The sequence below is a fragment of the Caloranaerobacter longqiensis genome (assembly GCF_050286925.1).
Lineage (GTDB): Bacteria > Bacillota > Clostridia > Tissierellales > Thermohalobacteraceae > Caloranaerobacter.
The window spans coordinates 173285-191778 of sequence record NZ_JBFWFX010000003.1 but is presented as its reverse complement, the minus strand read 5'-3'; the positions used below and the strand labels follow the sequence as shown (position 1 = coordinate 191778).

Genomic DNA, 18494 nt, shown 5'->3' with positions numbered 1-18494 from the left:
TTATCACCTTAAATAAAATCCTATTTCTTTAACTATAAGCTCTTTTGCTTTAGTTATATCACTATGAATTGTACATCCAGAGGCTCTAATATGGCCTCCTCCTTGAAATACATTAGCTATCTCAGCAACATTAACATATGTTTTTGATCTTAATCCTATTTTAATCTCATTTTTTTCAATCTCTTTTAATATACACGCAACTTCAACAGTTTCTATATCTCTTATATATTCTACTATACCATCAATATCATTAAATTCTGCATTATTTCTCTTTAGCATTTGCTGAGTTACTTGTACAACAGCTAATCTATCATCATAATATAGTTCCAAAGTATTTAAAGCTTCAATAAACAATTTTGTACTAGCTAATGTTTTATTCTGGAAAACTTCAAATGTTATTTTTTTCAAATCTATCTGTTTTTCCAAGAGCTTAGAAGCAATATAATGTGTTTCTGAACGTGTATTGTCGTATCTAAAACTTCCTGTATCGGTTGCAATCGCTACATACAGGCAAGTAGCTATTTCTTTATCAATATTTATATTTAAACAATCCAATATATTATAAACTAACTCACCTGTTGCACTTGCCTCATGATTAGTAATATTTATATCACCATAATTTGTATTACTTATATGATGATCAATATTCACTATATATTTAGCTTTATCTGCAATATGTTTAAATGAACCCAATCTATCTAAATCGCTGCAATCTAATACAATCAACAAATCAAATTTTTCATTTTCTCCATAACTTTTCAATTTACTAATTCCTGGTAAAAATCTGTATCTATAAGGTATATCATCAATTTTAAGCATAGTTACTTTTTTGTTTATACTTTCTAAAGCTAACCCCAAGCCTAATAAAGAACCTACACTATCACCGTCTGGATGTATATGTGATACTAAACAAATATATTCTACTTCATCTAATTTCTGTTTTAATTTTTCTATTTCATTATTTATCTTCATTTTCATTTATTTTAGTTCTACTTTCCTCCTTTTGCTTTATCTTATTTAATAGTTGAGCTATATAAATCCCTCTTTCAATTGATTTATCCAGATAAAAAATTGGTTCTGGTGTATATCTAATTTTCAATTTATTTCCTATCTCTTTTCTTATAAAACTAGTTGCATTTTTTAATCCGGTTAGAGTTGCTTCTCTTTCTTTTTCATCACCTAAAATACTTACGTAAATTTTAGCATATCTTAAGTCTTTAGTAACTTCTACTTCTGTTATACTTGTCATCATTGAAATCCTAGGATCTTTAAGCCCTTCTTTTAGTAAATCACTAACTATTTTCTTTATTTCTTCTGATATTCTCTTAAGCCTTTTTGTGTTCATGAAGTCACCTTCCTTTATTTTATCTTTTAACTTCTTCTAAGGTGTATGCTTCGATAATATCTCCTTCTTTAATGTCATTGTAATTTTCAATTCCTAAACCACCTTCATATCCTGTTAATATTTCTCTAACATCATCTTTAAATCTCTTTAGAGATGAAATAGTTCCCTCATGAATAACAATGTTATCTCTTAATAGCCTTATTTTTGAATTTCTTGTAATCTTACCTTGTTGTACATAAATTCCAGCAACAACCCCTACATTAGGTATTTTAAACGTAGCTCTTACTTCAGCTCGGCCAAGTATAACTTCTTTATATTCTGGCTCAAGCATACCCTTTATAGCTGCCTCTATATCTTCAATAGCATTATATATTATTCTATATGTTCTTACATCTACTTTTTCTCTCTTAGCCAAATCCATAGCTGGAGTTGTTGGCCTTACATTGAATCCTACAATTATGGCATTTGAAGCAGAAGCCAACATTATATCACTTTCAGTTATTGCACCTACACCACTATGGATTGTTTTCACCTTAACTTCTTCAGTACTTAGTTTTTCTAAAGCCTGTTTTACAGCTTCAATAGATCCTTTAACGTCTGCTTTAATAATAATATTTAAATCTTTTACTTCACCTTTTTTTATTTGTTCAAACAGAGCATCTAATGAAACTTTTTGAGTTGCTTTAAGTTGTTCAGTTCTCAATTTTTCCTTTCTCTTTTCTGCAATTTCTCTTGCTTTTTTGTCACTTTCGACTACATATAAATGTTCTCCCGCATCAGGTACTTCAGATAAATCTAATATCTCAACTGGCATTGACGGAGTAGCTTTTTTTATTCTTCTACCTTTATCATCAATCATAGCTCTTATTCTACCATGCGCAACCCCTGCAATTACCGCATCTCCAACATTTAATGTTCCTTTTTGAACAATTACAGTTGCTACAGGTCCTCTACCTTTATCCAATTTAGCTTCTATTATTGTTCCCATAGCTTTTCTATTAGGGTTAGCCTTTAACTCTTGCATTTCTGCTACTAATAATATCATTTCTAATAATTCATCAATACCTTGCTTCTTAAGTGCTGAAACAGGAACGAAAATTGTATCTCCGCCCCATTCTTCTGGAAGTAATCCGTGTTCCGCTAACTCTTGTTTTACACGTTCAGGATTTGCTTCATATTTATCTATCTTATTAATAGCAACTATTATTGGTACATTAGCTGCTTTAGCATGATTTATCGCTTCCACAGTCTGTGGCATAACTCCATCATCAGCAGCTACTACTAAAACTGCAATATCTGTAACTTGTGCTCCACGGGCTCTCATTGAAGTAAAAGCCTCATGACCAGGTGTATCTAAGAAAACTATTTTCTTATCATTAATCGTTACAGTAGAAGCTCCTATATGTTGTGTAATTCCACCTGCTTCTCTTGCAGTAATATTCGTTTTTCTAATTGCATCTAATAACGAAGTTTTTCCATGGTCTACGTGTCCCATAACAGTAACTATTGGTGGTCTAGGTTGAAGAGTTTCTGGAGCATCTTCAAAGTCTAATAAATCTTCCTCTACTTTATCTTCTTCAACCTGAATTGACTTAACTTCATATCCGTATTCTGCAGCAACGATACTAGCCGTATCAAAATCTATTTCTTGATTAATTGCCGCCATAACTCCAAGAGTAATTAGCTTACTAATCAGTTGTGTAGGATTAACTTTTATTTTATCAGCTAAATCCTTTACCGTAATTTTTTCTCCTATATGAATAACATTTTTCTCTTTTTGCTTATCTTCATTCTTATCCTTTACATCACTATTTTTATTGCTATTCTTCTTTTTATCTTTTGAATCTTTTTCTTCGTTAACAAGTTCAGTTAATAAATCAACCACTTCGTCCTCTAATGTATTCATATGGCTTTCTATATTAACATCTAATTCATGTAATTTCATCATCAGCTCTTTACTAGACATTCCTAATTTTTTAGCAAGTTGATAAACTCTAATTTTAGTCATATAAATCACCCCCTGTAATATTTAAAGGTGGCAGGAAATCACAGTAGTTTAACTATTGCTTTTGAAAAATTGTCATCACATATTGCTATTGTAGATATTAGTCCTTTTCCTATACTACTACCTAAAGCAATTTTATCTCCATAAATAATGTGTTTAATTCCATATCTTTTAGTGAGTTTAATAAATTTATTTTTTGTATTTTCCGATGCATCACTCGCTATTATTAATAGTTTACATTTTCTCTTTTTAATTGCGATTTCACAGCCCATTTCTCCTGATTTTAAATACCCTGCTTTCATACCTAATCCTAAAAATGAATAAAACTTATTCATTTTTAGCTAACTCCTCTTTTAATTTTATGTAGATTTCTTGAGGAATATCGATTTCCAAAGCTTTATTTAGCTTTTTACCTTTTATAGCTTTTTCTAAACAATCTATATTTCTACATATATAAGCTCCTCTACCATTGGCCTTTCCTGTCAAATCTACACTAACAACGCCTTCTTTGTTTTTTACAATCCTAACCAGTTCTTTTTTAGGTTTTTGTTCATTACATCCAACACATTTTCTAAGTGGTACTTTTCTTTTTTTCATCATACCACCCCTTACTCTTCTAATTTTTCTTGGCTTTCACTCTTAATGTCTATTTTCCAACCTGTTAATTTAGCAGCTAATCTCGCATTTTGTCCTTCTTTACCAATAGCTAACGATAATTGATAGTCTGGAACTATTACTTTAGCAGATTTTTCTTCTTCATTTACTTCTACGCTAATAACTTTTGCTGGACTTAAACTATTTGCAATAAATTCACTAATATTTTTACTCCAAATTATAATATCAATTTTCTCACCGTTCAATTCGCCTACTACTGCTTTAACTCTAGCTCCTTTGTGTCCAACACAAGCTCCTACTGGATCAACATTCTCATCATTAGAGTAAACAGCTATTTTGGTTCTTGAACCAGCTTCTCTTGCAATATTATAAATATCAACAATTCCATCATGAATTTCAGGTACCTCTAATTCAAATAATCTTTTTACAAGTCCAGGGTGAGTTCTTGATAATATTATCTGTGGTCCTTTTGTAGTCTTCTTAACTTCTAAGATATAAGTTTTAATTCTATCGCCTTGTTTGTAAACTTCGCCTGGAATTTGTTCTGTTGGAGGTAATATACCTTCTGTTCTACCTAAATTAATAAGTACATTACTTTTACTTACCCTTTGAATTAAGCCTGTTACAATTTCACTTTCTCTGTTGGCAAATTCTTCATATATTATTTCTCTTTCTGCTTCTCTAATTCGTTGCAAAACTACTTGTTTAGCTGTTTGCGCAGCAATCCTTCCAAAGTTCTTAGGTGTTACTTCTATTCGTATTGTATCTCCAATTTGATAATTCGGATCTATCTCTTTAGCGTCCTCTAAGTTAATTTCCAATAATGGATTTTCAACATTTTCTACGACTATCTTTTTTGCATATGCTTTTATTTCACCATTTTCTTTATCTATCTCTACTTCAACATTTTGGGATGTTCCAAAATTCTTTCTATATGCAGTTTTTAAGGCTGCTTCTAAAGCATCATACAATACATCTTTTGTTATTCCTTTATCTTTAACAATTTGTTCTAGAGCCTCTAAAAACTCGGCTTTCATACATATAATACCTCCCTGTTAAAAAATAACTGCCAAATTAATTTTAGCTAAATCTTTTTTATCTATTGTTATTAAACTGCCTTGATCTAATTCAATAGTTACAGTAGTTGCATCATAGTTTTTAAGTTTTCCAATAAACTTTTTCTTGCCTTCAATAGGTTTATATAAACTAATTTCTACTTCTTTTCCTAAGCTTTTTTTATAATCATTTTCAGTTTTTAAAGGTCTGTCTAATCCAGGAGAAGAAACTTCCAAATAATAATTTTCTTCAATAGGATCAATCTCATCTAATCTATCACTTAACCGTTCACTTACTTTTTGACAATCTTCTATTGTTATCCCACCAATTTTATCTATAAATATCCTTAAAAAGCGTTGTGAACCTTCTTTTACAAATTCCACATCAACAAGTTCAAAACCATAATCTTTAACTATTTGCAATGCTATTTCTCTTGTTAATTCTTCTATTTCTTTTCTATTCATACACTTCACCTCCATATCTAAAGTTATTTTTTGCTAAAATATATATCTTATACAAACCGACTGTCTGAATAAATTAAAGAGTGGGAATACCCACTCTTTCTTTAGTTACCTCTTATTTACTTTAAATATAACATATTCTATTTAAAAAATCAAATGTTAAATAAACTTAGCTGGTTACTTTCTGGCATACCTTCTAAACATCCATGATTTTTTAAAGCTTCAATTACCGTTTTAGTTACTTTAGTACGATTAACTAAATCTTCAATAGATAAAAATTCACCATTCGCTCTTTCTTTTACAATACTTCTTGCAGCATTTTCGCCAACACCTTGTAAAGATTTTAATGGAGGTAATATGCCTCGTTTAGTTATAATAAATTTATCACTATCAGATTCATATAAATCTACTTTACAAAATTTAAATCCTCTTAAGTACATTTCAAGAGCTACTTCTAATACTGTTAACAAGTTCTTTTCTTTAGCTGTTTTAGAATTACCCAACTCTTCTAATTCTGCTATCTTTCTTTTAATTATTTCAGGCCCTTTTGTAATTAATTCCGCATCAAAATCAGCTGCTTTGGAAGTAAAATAAGTAGCATAAAAAGCTTCTGGATAATGAACTTTAAAATAAGCTATTCTGAATGACATCATTACATATGCTACCGCATGTGCCTTTGGAAACATATATTTTATTTTTTTACATGACTCAATATACCAATCTGGCACATTCATTTCTCTCATATAATCTTCATCTTCTTGCGATAAACCTTTACCTTTCCTAACTTTTTCCATAATTTTAAATGCTCTCTTTTTATCTAACCCTTTGTAAATTAAGTAAAGCATAATGTCATCTCTGGTTGAAATTACTTCACTTAATTTTGCTATTCCATCTCTTACTAAATCTTGTGCATTATTAAGCCAAACATCAGTACCATGAGATAATCCACTAATTCTTACTAGTTCAGCAAAAGTAGTTGGTTTAGTATCTATTAACATCTGTCTAACAAATTTAGTCCCAAACTCTGGTATACCTAAAGTACCTACTTCAAATCCCAAATCTTCTTTAGATATCCCAAGTGGCTCAGTACTAGTAAAAATCTTCATAGTTTGTTCATCATCCAAAGGTATCTTTCGAGGGTCTACTCCTGTTAAGTCTTCTAACATCTTAATTATAGTAGGAACATCATGACCTAGAATATCAAGTTTTAAAATTCTACCACTTATAGAGTGATAATCGAAATGTGTAGTTATAACTCCTGAACTTTTATCATCTGCAGGATATTGAATCGGACAGAAATCAAAAATTTCTTTATCATTTGGTACAACCATTAAACCTCCTGGATGTTGCCCAGAAGTTCTTTTTATACCTGTACAACCTTTAACTAATCTATTTATTTCTGCACTATTAATCGCTATGCCTTTTTCTTCAAAATATTTCTTTACAAAACCATATGCAGTTTTTTCTGCTATAGTACCTATTGTACCAGCTCTAAAAACATAACCTTTACCAAAAAGTTGTTCTGTATATTTATGTGCTATTGGTTGATATTCACCAGCAAAATTTAAGTCTATATCTGGCTCTTTGTCGCCTTCAAACCCTAAAAACACTTCAAAAGGAATGTCATGTCCATCTTTATTATATTTTGTTCCACATTTTGGACATATCTTATCTGGCAAATCGGCTCCAGAGCCAACAGAACCGTCAGTAATAAATTCACTATTTTTACAATTAGGACACACATAATGAGGTGGTAAAGGATTTACTTCTGTAATATCACTCATTGTAGCAACAAAAGATGAACCAACGGAACCCCTTGAACCTACTAAATATCCATCTCTTAAAGATTTAGTTACTAATTTTTGAGCAATAATATACATAACAGCATATCCATTACTAATAATTGAATTAAGTTCTCTATCTAAGCGATCTTTTACAATACTAGGCAAATTTTCTCCATATATTTTTTTTGCTTTCTCATAGGTCATCTGTCTTAATTCTTCTTCTGCTCCTTCAATTTTAGGAGGAAAAGTTCCTTTAGGAATAGGTAAAATATCTTCTATCATATCTGCTATTAAATTTGTATTATATACAACAACTTCTTTGGCTTTATCTTCTCCTAAATATTCAAAAGCTTTTAACATTTCATCTGTAGTCTTAAAATATAGAGGAGCTTGATTATCTGCATCTGAATATCCTTGACCGTGCATTAATATTCTTCTATATATTTCATCATGTGGGTCTAAGAAATGTACATCTCCAGTAGCAACTACAGGTTTTCCGAATTTTTCACCTAATTCTACTATTTTCTTATTAATCGACTTTAACTCTTCTATATCTTTTACTATTCCATTTCTAATAAGATGCAAATTATTTTCTATTGGTTGTATTTCTAAATAATCATAAAAATTAACAATTTCTCTAATTTCATTAAAATCTTTTCCTTTCAATAATGCTTTATAAAGTTCGCCTGCTTCACAAGCAGTTCCAAGTATTAAATCTTCTCTATATTTTGCAAGTAAGGATTTAGGTATTCTAGGCTTTCTATGAAAATATTTTAAATGTGATTCTGATATTATCTTATACAGACTTTTCAATCCACTTTGATTTTTTGCAAAAATGACAATATGATAAGTTTCATTAGTCTTGAAATTATTATCGCTAAATATAGTATTTATTTCTGATAATTCAGAAACGCCCTTTTCCTTCAAAATTGATAAACATTTTAAAAATATTTTAGCAGTTGCTTCTGAGTCGTCAACTGCTCTATGATGATTCTCTAATTTTATATTTAAATACTTAGCTAAAACATTTAATTTATGACTTTTAAGCTTAGGAAATAAATTTCTAGACAGTTCTAAAGTATCCAAAATCGGATTAACAAGTTTAAAACCATATTTATTGCAATTTACTCTAATAAAACCTACATCAAAAGAAGCATTATGAGCTACTAAAACACATCCATTTATAAAATCTAAAAATTTTGGTAAAACTTCTTCTATAGTTGGTTTATCGGCTACCATTTCATTACTTATACCAGTAAGTTGTACAATTTTTTCTGGTATTTCAATCTCAGGATTTATCAACTGACTAAATCTATCAATAATTTGATTTCCCTTAATCTTTACTGCTCCTATCTCAGTAATCTTATCATTAAAAGGTGATAAACCTGTTGTTTCAATATCGAAAACAACATATTCACAATCCAATTTTTCTTTATTATAATTGGAAACTATTAATTTACTATCATTTACTAAATAACCTTCAACCCCATACAATACTTTTATTCCATATTTCTCAGCAGCTTCCATTCCTTCAGGAAAACTTTGAACTACACCATGATCTGTTATAGCTATAGCCCTATGCCCCCATTCACTTGCCCTTTTAGCTATAGCACTAAAACTTGACATTCCATCCATTGCACTCATTTGTGTATGTACGTGCAATTCTACTCTTTTTTCAGTTGCCATATCATGTCTCTTATTTTTTTCAGCCAATTTAATAGCTTTAGCAATAATTATCATTTGTTTTAAGAAAGTATCATAAACAACATCCCCATTTAGTCTAATAAAAGTTCCATTTTTTATATTTGAATTTAGTTTTTCCTGAACTTTATCATTAGCAAAAATCTTCACAGTTATCGAATTTGTATAATCTGTTATATTAAATACATAAAGTTTTTTATTGTTTTTTAACTCTTTTATTTCTAAATCAAAAATTTCACCTTCGACAGTAGCTGAACCTGTATTAGTATTAATCTCAGAAATTTTAATAATTTCATCATCAAAGTTTTTACCATAAATTAAATTGCTGTTATTTATTTTTTCAACTTGCTCTGTATTATTTCTTTCATTATCTCTATTTTTTTCATTATCTCTATTTTTTTCATTATCTCTATTTTTTTCATTGTTTCGTTTTTCCGTTAATTTTATAATAAAATTTTTCTCTTCTTTTTCTTTCAATTCATTGTGTATTCTAAAATTAACATTCTCTTCTTTATAAATAAAATCAACTTTTATCTCTAATCCAAAATTATCTGATAATGTTTTTTTAATAATCTCGTTTATCCTTTTATTAATTAATGACTTGTAAATAAATTCATTTTCTAAATGTAAATATAATATTTCTTCTTCTACACTCCATTTTAAACTATTTGTCCAACCTATACTTGAGGGGATTTCTTTATGAATTATAAAAATGATATTGTTCCAAAACTTTTCAATGATTACTTTTAAATTTTTGCCTTGTTCTATATATTTAACCAAAATATTGATTTTCCCCAAACCTTTAATTTTACTTATTAAGTCTGATTTGATTTTTTCTAACTCACTAAAGTTTAATATTTCTTTAGAACTTAAAATTAAATCCAATGAGTTATTTTTTGAATTATATTTGACTTTTTCTATGATAGCAGAATAAATAGGATCTGGAACTTTTATATTCACTTTTGCCATTCTTTCACCAAAATATCTATCTTCAAAAGAATTCATTTAAACGGTTTCCTCCTCTTATTCTAACACTCATATACCTCTAATATATTTTCAATTCTACTTAATTCATTTAATAAATCAAGTTTAATAGATTTATCTGGTATTTGCATAAGTAGAGTAATGACTATCATATTATCATTCTGTGTTTCTAATTCAATATTTCTAATGTTTACGCCATATTTTCCTGTAACTAATCCTACTTTGCCAAGCTGACCAGGTTGATTAACTGAAACTATTTTAATGTAAATATAATTTCTTCTCAATTTAATATGTTTTTCAAATTCAGTAAAAGCTAATAAAGTAATAAATACTAACAATGCTGTTAAAATAGCTGCTATGTAAAAACCAGCTCCAACAGCTATACCAATACAAGCTACTGCCCACAAACCAGCAGCTGTAGTTAATCCTTTAACAGATATTCCTTCTCTAATAATAGTTCCAGCTCCTAAAAAACCTATGCCGCTAATTACTTGTGCTCCTAATCTAGTTACATCCAAATTACTTCTGTAATTATATAAATCAACTATGTATATTCCTGTTAACATAACTAAAGTCGAACCTACACATACTAAAATATGTGTTCTAAAACCGGCTGGCCTTCGTATACTTTCTCTTTCCATTCCAATTAATCCTGAAAGTAAAATTGACAAAAAAAGCCTAATAAAAATTTGTTTAATTGTCAACATAATCGTACACCTATTTCTTTAAATTTACTAAGCTGATATATTTTGCTATATCTCTATACATCTTTAGCCTAGCTGTAAAACCTTTTACAACCCCTAATTTTTCTTCTTTCATAACATGTGTTACATTGTCTAAATACACTTCTTTAGTCTTTATATTATTTTTAGAAACATATCTTGTCAATGCTACTTCAACCCCATATCTTACTACATCAATATTAGAAATTCCTTCAATTATATATCTCTTTATAGCCCTTTGCCCGGATAAATAAGGTGTTAATTTTTGTGCTAAGTCAGTTGCAAATCTTCCATTATTAAATATACCAATTGACATATCACATTCTCCATTAACAACTGGCATTAGTAGGTCTAATACATGTTTTGGTTTAAGACCGACAAGATCTGCATCTAAGAATAATATAATTTCTCCATTTGTTCTATCTACTCCATTTTTTATTGCTCCACCTTTACCGATATTATCTTTTAGTTCTATAACATCAACCCCAAAACTTCTTGCTATCTGTGCGGTCTTATCTTCTGAACCATCACTAACTACTATAATCCTATCAATTAAATCTATTTCTTTAACTACACTTAAAACATTCCCAATAGTTTTTTCCTCATTATAGGCTGGTATAATAGTAGTTATTGTTTCCATCAGTTTCTCCCCCTAACATTTATGATTTGTTAATTTCCTTAATAAGTTCATCTAACAACTCACTTTCTTTAACTTTTTTTATAATTTCCCCTTTTCTAAAAATTAATCCATTCCCTTTCCCACCAGCAATTCCAAAGTCAGCTTCTCTAGCTTCACCAGGTCCATTTACTGCACATCCCATTATTGCTATTTTCAAAGGCTTATTAATATCTTTTAATCTTTTTTCAGCTTCTGTCACTAATTTAATAAGATCTATTTCAGTCCTTCCACAAGTAGGACATGATATTATCTCTACATTATCTTTGAGTAATCCAATAGATCTTAAAATCTGTTTTCCTACTTTTACTTCTTCAACTGGATTACCTGTTAATGATACTCGAATTGTATCTCCTATCCCCATAAGTAAAAGAGCACCTATTCCTATTGATGATTTAATAGTTCCTTTCCAAATGGTACCAGCCTCAGTTATTCCAAGATGAAAAGGATAGTCAACTATTTCTGCCATTTTTTTGTAAGCTTTTACTGTTAAATGTACATCAGAAGATTTTAGAGAAATCACTATATCTCTAAAATCCATATCTTCAAGTATTCTAATATGGTCCAATGCACTATATACCATTGCATCTTCATTTACTCCACCAAACTTATTAATATATTCCTTACTTATAGAGCCAGAATTAACACCTATTCTTATTGGTACGTTATAGTCTTTACACGCTTTCACTACTTCTTTTATTCTAGATTTTGAGCCTATATTCCCAGGATTTATTCTTAAACCGTCTACACCATTTTTTACAGTTTCAATTGCCAACCTATAATCAAAGTGTATATCTGCTATCAAAGGAATATTTATTTGTTTTTTTATTGCTTTTAAAGCGTTAGCAGATTCAATATCTTTAACGGATACCCTTATTATATCGCACCCTTCGTGTTCTAGTTCCTTTATTTGCTTTACCGTACTATTAATATCCCTTGTATCTGTATTAGTCATAGATTGAACAGTAATTTGAGAATCTCCACCTACTGCTACATTGCCATAAAATATTTTTCGCGTTTTTCTTCTCATATCAACACCTACCTAAAAACATTAAATCTAACCATATCTTTATAAGCGATTATTATCATGAGAATCATCAGAAAAACAAATCCAATGAAGTGTATAAAGCCTTCTTTTTCAGGTTCAATTGGCTTTTTCCTTATAAATTCAATAAGAAGAAACATTAATCTACTTCCATCTAGCGCTGGTATTGGTAATAAATTGAAAAAGCCTAGGTTTACACTAATTAGCCCTATTAATGATAACACACTCAAAACTCCTATTCTTGCTGCTTCTCCAACCATATATATAATTCCAACAGGGCCAACTATATCTTTAGTATTTACATTACCTTGAAAAAGCATTTGAAAAAACTTAAACATCATACCAATAATGAAAATTGTACGTTCAACTCCTATTTTTATCGAATATAGCACCGATTTTTTAGCCTTCGGCATTATACCTATCATAAGCCTATTAGACTCTTTATCTAATACAGGCTTTACAATAAATTTCTTTTCTTCATTTCCTCTTAATACTGTAATTTCCAATTCTTTATCTTTTCCTTTATTAATTTCAGTCACTATTTCTTCCCATTTTGTAATCGTTTTATCATTAATTCGAACAATTTTATCTCCATTTTTTAAACCTGAAACTTCTGCTGGAAAATTCGGAGTAACTTTTTCAATTGTTGTAGTTGGAATTCCAACAACATAAGCTATTATACTAAACACTATTACAGCTAAAACAAAATTCATGAATGCACCAGCAAATAATACTGCTGCTCTCGATAAAATGGGTTTATTATTAAAACTTCTCAAATCATCTGATACTTCATCTTCACCTTCCATTTTAACATATCCACCTATTGGTAATATACGTATTGAATATTCAGTTTCACCCTTTTTTATTTTTGCTAATCTTGGTCCCATACCTATTGAAAATTCATGAACTTTTATATCTACTAATTTAGCTACAATAAAATGTCCAAATTCATGAAATATTACTACTAAGAAAAATACTAATATAGCAGTAACGGCTGTAAGCAATTGCTAACACCACCTATCTATCATATTTTGAAACAATACTTTCTCTAGCCCATTTATCACTTTCTATTATATCATCTAATTTAGGATTATAAATTATTTTATGTTTTAGCATTACTTCCTCTATCAATTTTGGTATATCTAAAAACTTAATTTTTCTATCTAAGAACAATTTTACTGCTACTTCATTAGCTGCATTTAAGACACTTGGCATCGTACCTCCATGTTTTAGAGCTTCAAACGCCAATTTTAAACAAGGAAATGTATCTATATCAGGTTCTTCGAATGTTAATGTTTTAATTTCAGTTAACTTTAATTTTTTTATGTTGCTATACTTTCTTTCTGGATATGTTAAAGCATATTGTATAGGTACTTTCATATCAGGTACTCCTAATTGTGCTATTACCGAACCATCTATAAATTCTACCATTGAGTGAATTATGCTTTGCGGATGTATAACAACTTCAATGTTTTCTATATCTACATCAAACAACCATTTAGCTTCTATAACTTCAAGCCCTTTATTCATTAACGTTGCTGAGTCAATAGAAATTTTTCTTCCCATAGACCAGTTTGGATGTTTTAATGCATCAAAAACACTTACATTTTCTAAATCTTTTAACTTTTTACCTCTGAATGGGCCTCCCGAAGCAGTTAAAATTATTTTTGATACTTCTTCTTTTTTCCCGGATTTTAAACTTTGAAAAATAGCAGAATGTTCGCTATCAACAGGTATAATATCCACATTGTTTTTCTTTGCTTCTATCATTACTATTTCTCCTGCTGTCACCAATGTCTCTTTATTTGCTAAAGCAATTGTTTTCCCAAATTTAATCGCTTCCAAGGTAGGTAAAAGTCCAATCATTCCAACAACTGAAGTCAATACAATATCAGCTTCTTTTTCAGTTGCAACTTCAATTAGCCCATCCATACCACTTACTACCTTTATATTATATACTTTCAGTTTTTCTCTAAGCAATTTGGCTCTACTTTCATCATATACTGCTACAATTTTGGGTTTATATTTTAAAGCTTGTTTTTCTAATAAATCAATGTTTGTATTTGCAGATAATCCAACTATTTTAAAATCATCCAATTCGTTTATAACCTCTAAAGTTTGTGTTCCTATTGAACCAGTAGATCCTAATATGCTTATATTTTTCAAATTATCACTCCTATTATGTTTATTTTAGAACAATAATACAACTTAATAGATTTATCATTATATTTTTACTACTATTTGCTATAACAGTAATTTAATAAAATAATATACAATAGGTGTTGTATATAAAATACTATCAAATCTGTCTAGTACTCCACCATGGCCTGGCATAATATTCCCATAATCTTTTACACCACATAGTCTTTTTATTTTAGATGCAGTAAGATCTCCAATTTGGGCAAATAATGATGATATAATAGCTAATAAAGCGAATTTTATAAAATCAGTTGCTCCAATATACTTAGCAAATAATAAAGTTACAATTAAAGAACCTAAAATCCCTCCAATAGCACCTTCAATAGTTTTCTTAGGACTAAGATGTGGACATAATTTCCTTTTACCAAATATCATCCCTGTAAAATAAGCAAATGTATCTGTTGCCCAAGCCGTAATAAAAACTAACCAAATCATGATATTTCCATTCAACAGTATAATATGGAATAATAAGAAAATTATATATATTTCACTAAAAATAGTAGCCCCAATGTCGTTTATATTTATATTTTTATTAAATACAAAAAACAACATTACAATAAAAAAATAAGCGATTAATGAGAAAAGTATATATGATCGATTGTTTATATATATTAGAATAAATAAGAAAATTGTTATAAAATAATTCAAAAATATCAATGGTTTCACATTTATTTTTCTCACAGTCTTATCAAATTCATATAAACCAATAAGCCCTATAATAAGTACTGATAAATTCAACAAAGCTCCACCTTTTATAACTATAGTAATAAGTAATAATAATCCAATTGCTCCACTAATAATTCTATTTTTCAAAAAATCACCGCCCTATATTTTCCCAAATCTTCTTTCTCTATTTTGATATTCAAGAATTGCTCTATACAAATGCTCTTCTTTAAAATCTGGCCATAATGTGTTTGTAAAATAAAACTCCGAGTAAGCAATTTGATATAGGAGAAAATTACTTACTCTTTGTTCTCCACTAGTCCTTATCAAAAGATCTGGATCTGGTTGATTGCTTGTATATAAATATTTTTTAAAATTCTCTTTATTTATTTCTTCAATATCTATTTTATTATGTTTTACATCAAGTATTATATTTCTAACAGCTTCTATGATTTCATCTCTTGCGCCATAATTTAATGCTATATTCAAAATAAGCTTTTTATTATTTTTAGTTTTCTCAATAGCTTTAATTATTTCCTTTTTAGGTAAATCTGGCAACTCATCAATATTGCCTAAAACCTTAATTCTTACATTATTTTTATGTAGTGTATCTAGTTCTTTTCTTAAATATTCTACCAGTAATTTCATTAAAGTATCTACTTCGTCTTTAGGTCTTGCCCAGTTTTCAGTTGAAAAAGCATATAACGTCAAATATTCAATTCCTAAATTTCCACATGCTTTAACTATCTCTTTTACTCTTTCAACTCCTTCTTTATGTCCTGCAGTCCTCGGTAAAAATCTTTTTTTAGCCCATCTTCCATTTCCATCCATTATTATTGCAATATGCCTTGGTAATTTATTTTTATCTATTAAGCTTCTAAGTTTTTCTATCTTTAAAACCTCTTCACGTGTATTTCCAAACATTTAATAACCTCCATTTTCAGTCATTAAAAACCCCTTCTCAATAAAGAAGGGGACTAGAAAAATCCTACTTTTAAAACTAAGCAATCTTTTTCTTCTAATACTTTTACTATCCTTATATCTTCAAGATTTGCATTTAATCTTTTATTTAATCCACATGTATTTCTTATTTCTATTTTTTTATCCGACTCTATGAGTTCAATTGCATCTATTAAGTTATACCCTAATAAATTGTTATACTTCAATTTATTATTATACCTCCAATAATTCCTTTTCTTTCTTCTCAAATAATTTATTAATTTCTTCAATGTACTTGTCAGTTAATTTCTGAACTTCTTCTTCAGCTTTTCTTAAATCATCTTGAGTTAATTCTCCAGCCTTCTCCATCTTTTTCAAATGCTCATTTGCATCTCTTCTTTCATTTCTTATTGCTACTTTTGCATTCTCTGTTAATTTCTTTAAATGTTTAATTAATTCTCTTCTTCTTTCTTCTGTAAGTTGTGGTATGTTTAGTCTTATGACTTTATTATCAACCGATGGATTTAATCCTAAATCTGATTTTATAATAGCTTTTTCAATAGCTGAAACTGCATTAGCATCCCAAGCTTGAATAACTAAAAGTCTAGGTTCTGGAGCAGAAATATTTGCTATTTGTTTAAGAGGTGTAGGTGTACCATAATAGTCAACCATAATTCTGTCTAACAAAGCTGGATTAGCTCGACCAGCTTTAATACCCATAATCTCTTCTTTATAAACTTTTAAAGTTTTTTTCATTTTCTCTTCTGCCGTTTTGTGAATTTCCAAATACATATCTAAACCTCCTTTACTTGAGTACCTATTTTTTCACCCATAACTACTTTAACAATATTTTCTGGTTGCTCAATACCAAAAACTATAATCGGTATTTGATTATCCATACATAATGACGCTGCTGTTGAATCCATAACACCCAATCCTAAATTTAAAATATCTTTATAGTCAATTACTTCAAATTTCTTTGCATCTGGATTTAACAATGGGTCCGAATCATATACCCCGTCAACACCTTTCTTAGCTAATAGTATTACTTCTGCTTCAATCTCTGCTGCTCTCAAAGCAGCTGTAGTGTCTGTCGAGAAATAAGGATTACCTGTACCTGCTGCAAAAATCACTACTCTGCCTTTTTCTAAATGCCTTACAGCTTTTCTCCTAATATAAGGCTCTGCTATTTGTCGCATTTCTATTGCCGTTTGCACTCTAGTATATACTCCTAAACTTTCTAATGCATCCTGCATAGCTAATGCATTTATTACTGTTGCTAACATACCCATATAATCAGCAGTCGTTCTATCCATTCCTACACCGCTTTTTCCTCTCCAAAAATTACCTCCGCCTACTACTATAGAAGTCTCTACGTTAAGTTCATTTAAAGTTTTTATTTGCTTTGCTATATTCATTATTGTAGTTTTGTCAATACCAAAACCCTTATCTCCAGCTAAAGCTTCACCACTTAATTTAAGTATAATTCTCTTATATTTAACCCCTTTCATTTGAACACTCCTATATATTTTATTCTATATTATTTTATATAATCCTTCAAAATTTAAAATTTATACAACAATAAGAAACAATAGTATTCAAATGGAGAACACAATGTGTTCTCCATAAAAATTACATCTTAATTTGTTTAGCTACTTCTTCTGCAAAATTTTCTTGTTTTTTCTCAATTCCTTCGCCCACTTCATATCTAACAAATCTTCTTATCTTTATATTTTCTCCTATCTTTGCTATCTTCTCTGTTAATATATCTTTAATTGTTACATCTGGATTTTTTATAAAAGGTTGTTCTAGTAAACATACTTCTTTATAGAATTTTTCTAAACGTCCTTCTACCATTTTCTCAACAATATGCTCAGGTTTACCTTCATTTAAAGCTTGTTGTCTTAAAATTTCTTTTTCTTTTTCAATTACTTCAGTTGGTACTTCTTCTCTTGATACATATTTAGGATTTTGTGCAGCAATTTGCATAGCTATATCGCGTACAAATTGTCTGAATTCTTCATTTTTAGCAACGAAATCTGTCTCACTATTCACTTCTACAAGTACACCTATTCTTCCACCGTGTATGTAAGAATCCACAATACCTTCAGCAGCTATTCTTCCTGCTTTTTTAGCTGCTTTTGATAAACCTTTCTTTCTTAGTATCTCAACTGCTTTTTCCAAATCACCATTTGACTCAACTAAAGCCTTTTTACAATCCAACATACCTGCTCCTGTTCTCTCTCTTAATTCTTTAACCATAGAAGCTGTTACAGCCATTTTATCCCCTCCTAATTAT

The 18494-nt window shown here is 29.4% G+C and carries 19 protein-coding genes; all 19 read right to left on the bottom strand.

Features of this window, described 5'->3' with window-relative positions:
- Nucleotides 1–3: 3 nt before the first annotated feature.
- The gene (locus AB4Y15_RS04375) at nucleotides 4–978 is read right to left on the bottom strand and encodes a DHH family phosphoesterase (RefSeq protein WP_427338700.1); all 975 of its coding nucleotides are present in this window, start codon (nucleotides 976–978) and stop codon (nucleotides 4–6) included.
- Nucleotides 959–1345 (bottom strand): 30S ribosome-binding factor RbfA, encoded by a 387-nt coding sequence (gene rbfA, locus AB4Y15_RS04370; RefSeq protein WP_427338699.1) that lies wholly within the window; start codon nucleotides 1343–1345, stop codon nucleotides 959–961. Before rbfA ends, AB4Y15_RS04375 begins: the two co-directional genes overlap by 20 nt.
- A 19-nt stretch (nucleotides 1346–1364) precedes the next feature.
- Complete coding sequence (infB, locus tag AB4Y15_RS04365) at nucleotides 1365–3353, bottom strand: translation initiation factor IF-2 (protein ID WP_427338698.1); 1989 nt, start codon at nucleotides 3351–3353, stop codon at nucleotides 1365–1367.
- A 38-nt stretch (nucleotides 3354–3391) separates the two neighbouring features.
- Complete coding sequence (locus AB4Y15_RS04360; protein WP_427338696.1) at nucleotides 3392–3685, bottom strand: L7Ae/L30e/S12e/Gadd45 family ribosomal protein; 294 nt, start codon at nucleotides 3683–3685, stop codon at nucleotides 3392–3394.
- Nucleotides 3678–3950 (bottom strand): RNase P modulator RnpM, encoded by a 273-nt coding sequence (gene rnpM / locus AB4Y15_RS04355; RefSeq protein WP_427338695.1) that lies wholly within the window; start codon nucleotides 3948–3950, stop codon nucleotides 3678–3680. Before rnpM ends, AB4Y15_RS04360 begins: the two co-directional genes overlap by 8 nt.
- A gap of 8 nt (nucleotides 3951–3958) precedes the next feature.
- Complete coding sequence (gene nusA, locus AB4Y15_RS04350) at nucleotides 3959–5002, bottom strand: transcription termination factor NusA (RefSeq protein WP_427338694.1); 1044 nt, start codon at nucleotides 5000–5002, stop codon at nucleotides 3959–3961.
- A gap of 18 nt (nucleotides 5003–5020) precedes the next feature.
- Nucleotides 5021–5485 carry a ribosome maturation factor RimP gene (rimP, locus tag AB4Y15_RS04345; protein ID WP_427338693.1) on the bottom strand — a complete coding sequence of 155 codons (465 nt, stop codon included), beginning with the start codon at nucleotides 5483–5485 and terminating at the stop codon, nucleotides 5021–5023.
- A gap of 149 nt (nucleotides 5486–5634) precedes the next feature.
- The gene (locus tag AB4Y15_RS04340) at nucleotides 5635–9972 is read right to left on the bottom strand and encodes a PolC-type DNA polymerase III (protein ID WP_427338692.1); all 4338 of its coding nucleotides are present in this window, start codon (nucleotides 9970–9972) and stop codon (nucleotides 5635–5637) included.
- Nucleotides 9973–9995: 23 nt separating this feature from the next.
- Nucleotides 9996–10658: an MgtC/SapB family protein gene (locus AB4Y15_RS04335; protein WP_427338691.1), complete on the bottom strand. Its 663-nt coding sequence runs from the start codon at nucleotides 10656–10658 to the stop codon at nucleotides 9996–9998.
- A gap of 10 nt (nucleotides 10659–10668) precedes the next feature.
- Nucleotides 10669–11313, bottom strand: a complete 645-nt coding sequence (locus AB4Y15_RS04330) for a glycosyltransferase family 2 protein (RefSeq protein WP_427338690.1) — start codon at nucleotides 11311–11313, stop codon at nucleotides 10669–10671.
- A 19-nt stretch (nucleotides 11314–11332) separates the two neighbouring features.
- The gene (gene ispG, locus AB4Y15_RS04325; protein ID WP_427338689.1) at nucleotides 11333–12379 is read right to left on the bottom strand and encodes a flavodoxin-dependent (E)-4-hydroxy-3-methylbut-2-enyl-diphosphate synthase; all 1047 of its coding nucleotides are present in this window, start codon (nucleotides 12377–12379) and stop codon (nucleotides 11333–11335) included.
- Between the two features lie 8 nt (nucleotides 12380–12387).
- Nucleotides 12388–13398 (bottom strand): RIP metalloprotease RseP, encoded by a 1011-nt coding sequence (gene rseP / locus AB4Y15_RS04320; protein WP_427338688.1) that lies wholly within the window; start codon nucleotides 13396–13398, stop codon nucleotides 12388–12390.
- Between the two features lie 13 nt (nucleotides 13399–13411).
- On the bottom strand, nucleotides 13412–14560 hold the full coding sequence (locus AB4Y15_RS04315; RefSeq protein WP_427338687.1) for a 1-deoxy-D-xylulose-5-phosphate reductoisomerase: 1149 nt from the start codon (nucleotides 14558–14560) through the stop codon (nucleotides 13412–13414).
- Nucleotides 14561–14638: 78 nt separating this feature from the next.
- Nucleotides 14639–15406: a phosphatidate cytidylyltransferase gene (locus AB4Y15_RS04310; protein WP_427338686.1), complete on the bottom strand. Its 768-nt coding sequence runs from the start codon at nucleotides 15404–15406 to the stop codon at nucleotides 14639–14641.
- 12 nt (nucleotides 15407–15418) lie between these two features.
- Complete coding sequence (uppS, locus tag AB4Y15_RS04305) at nucleotides 15419–16180, bottom strand: undecaprenyl pyrophosphate synthase (RefSeq protein ID WP_427338685.1); 762 nt, start codon at nucleotides 16178–16180, stop codon at nucleotides 15419–15421.
- A gap of 53 nt (nucleotides 16181–16233) precedes the next feature.
- Nucleotides 16234–16422 (bottom strand): hypothetical protein, encoded by a 189-nt coding sequence (locus AB4Y15_RS04300; protein WP_427338684.1) that lies wholly within the window; start codon nucleotides 16420–16422, stop codon nucleotides 16234–16236.
- A gap of 7 nt (nucleotides 16423–16429) precedes the next feature.
- Nucleotides 16430–16987: a ribosome recycling factor gene (gene frr, locus AB4Y15_RS04295; RefSeq protein WP_427338682.1), complete on the bottom strand. Its 558-nt coding sequence runs from the start codon at nucleotides 16985–16987 to the stop codon at nucleotides 16430–16432.
- 2 nt (nucleotides 16988–16989) lie between these two features.
- Complete coding sequence (gene pyrH / locus AB4Y15_RS04290) at nucleotides 16990–17706, bottom strand: UMP kinase (RefSeq protein ID WP_427338681.1); 717 nt, start codon at nucleotides 17704–17706, stop codon at nucleotides 16990–16992.
- 121 nt (nucleotides 17707–17827) lie between these two features.
- The gene (gene tsf, locus AB4Y15_RS04285; RefSeq protein WP_427338680.1) at nucleotides 17828–18475 is read right to left on the bottom strand and encodes a translation elongation factor Ts; all 648 of its coding nucleotides are present in this window, start codon (nucleotides 18473–18475) and stop codon (nucleotides 17828–17830) included.
- Nucleotides 18476–18494 lie beyond the last annotated feature (19 nt).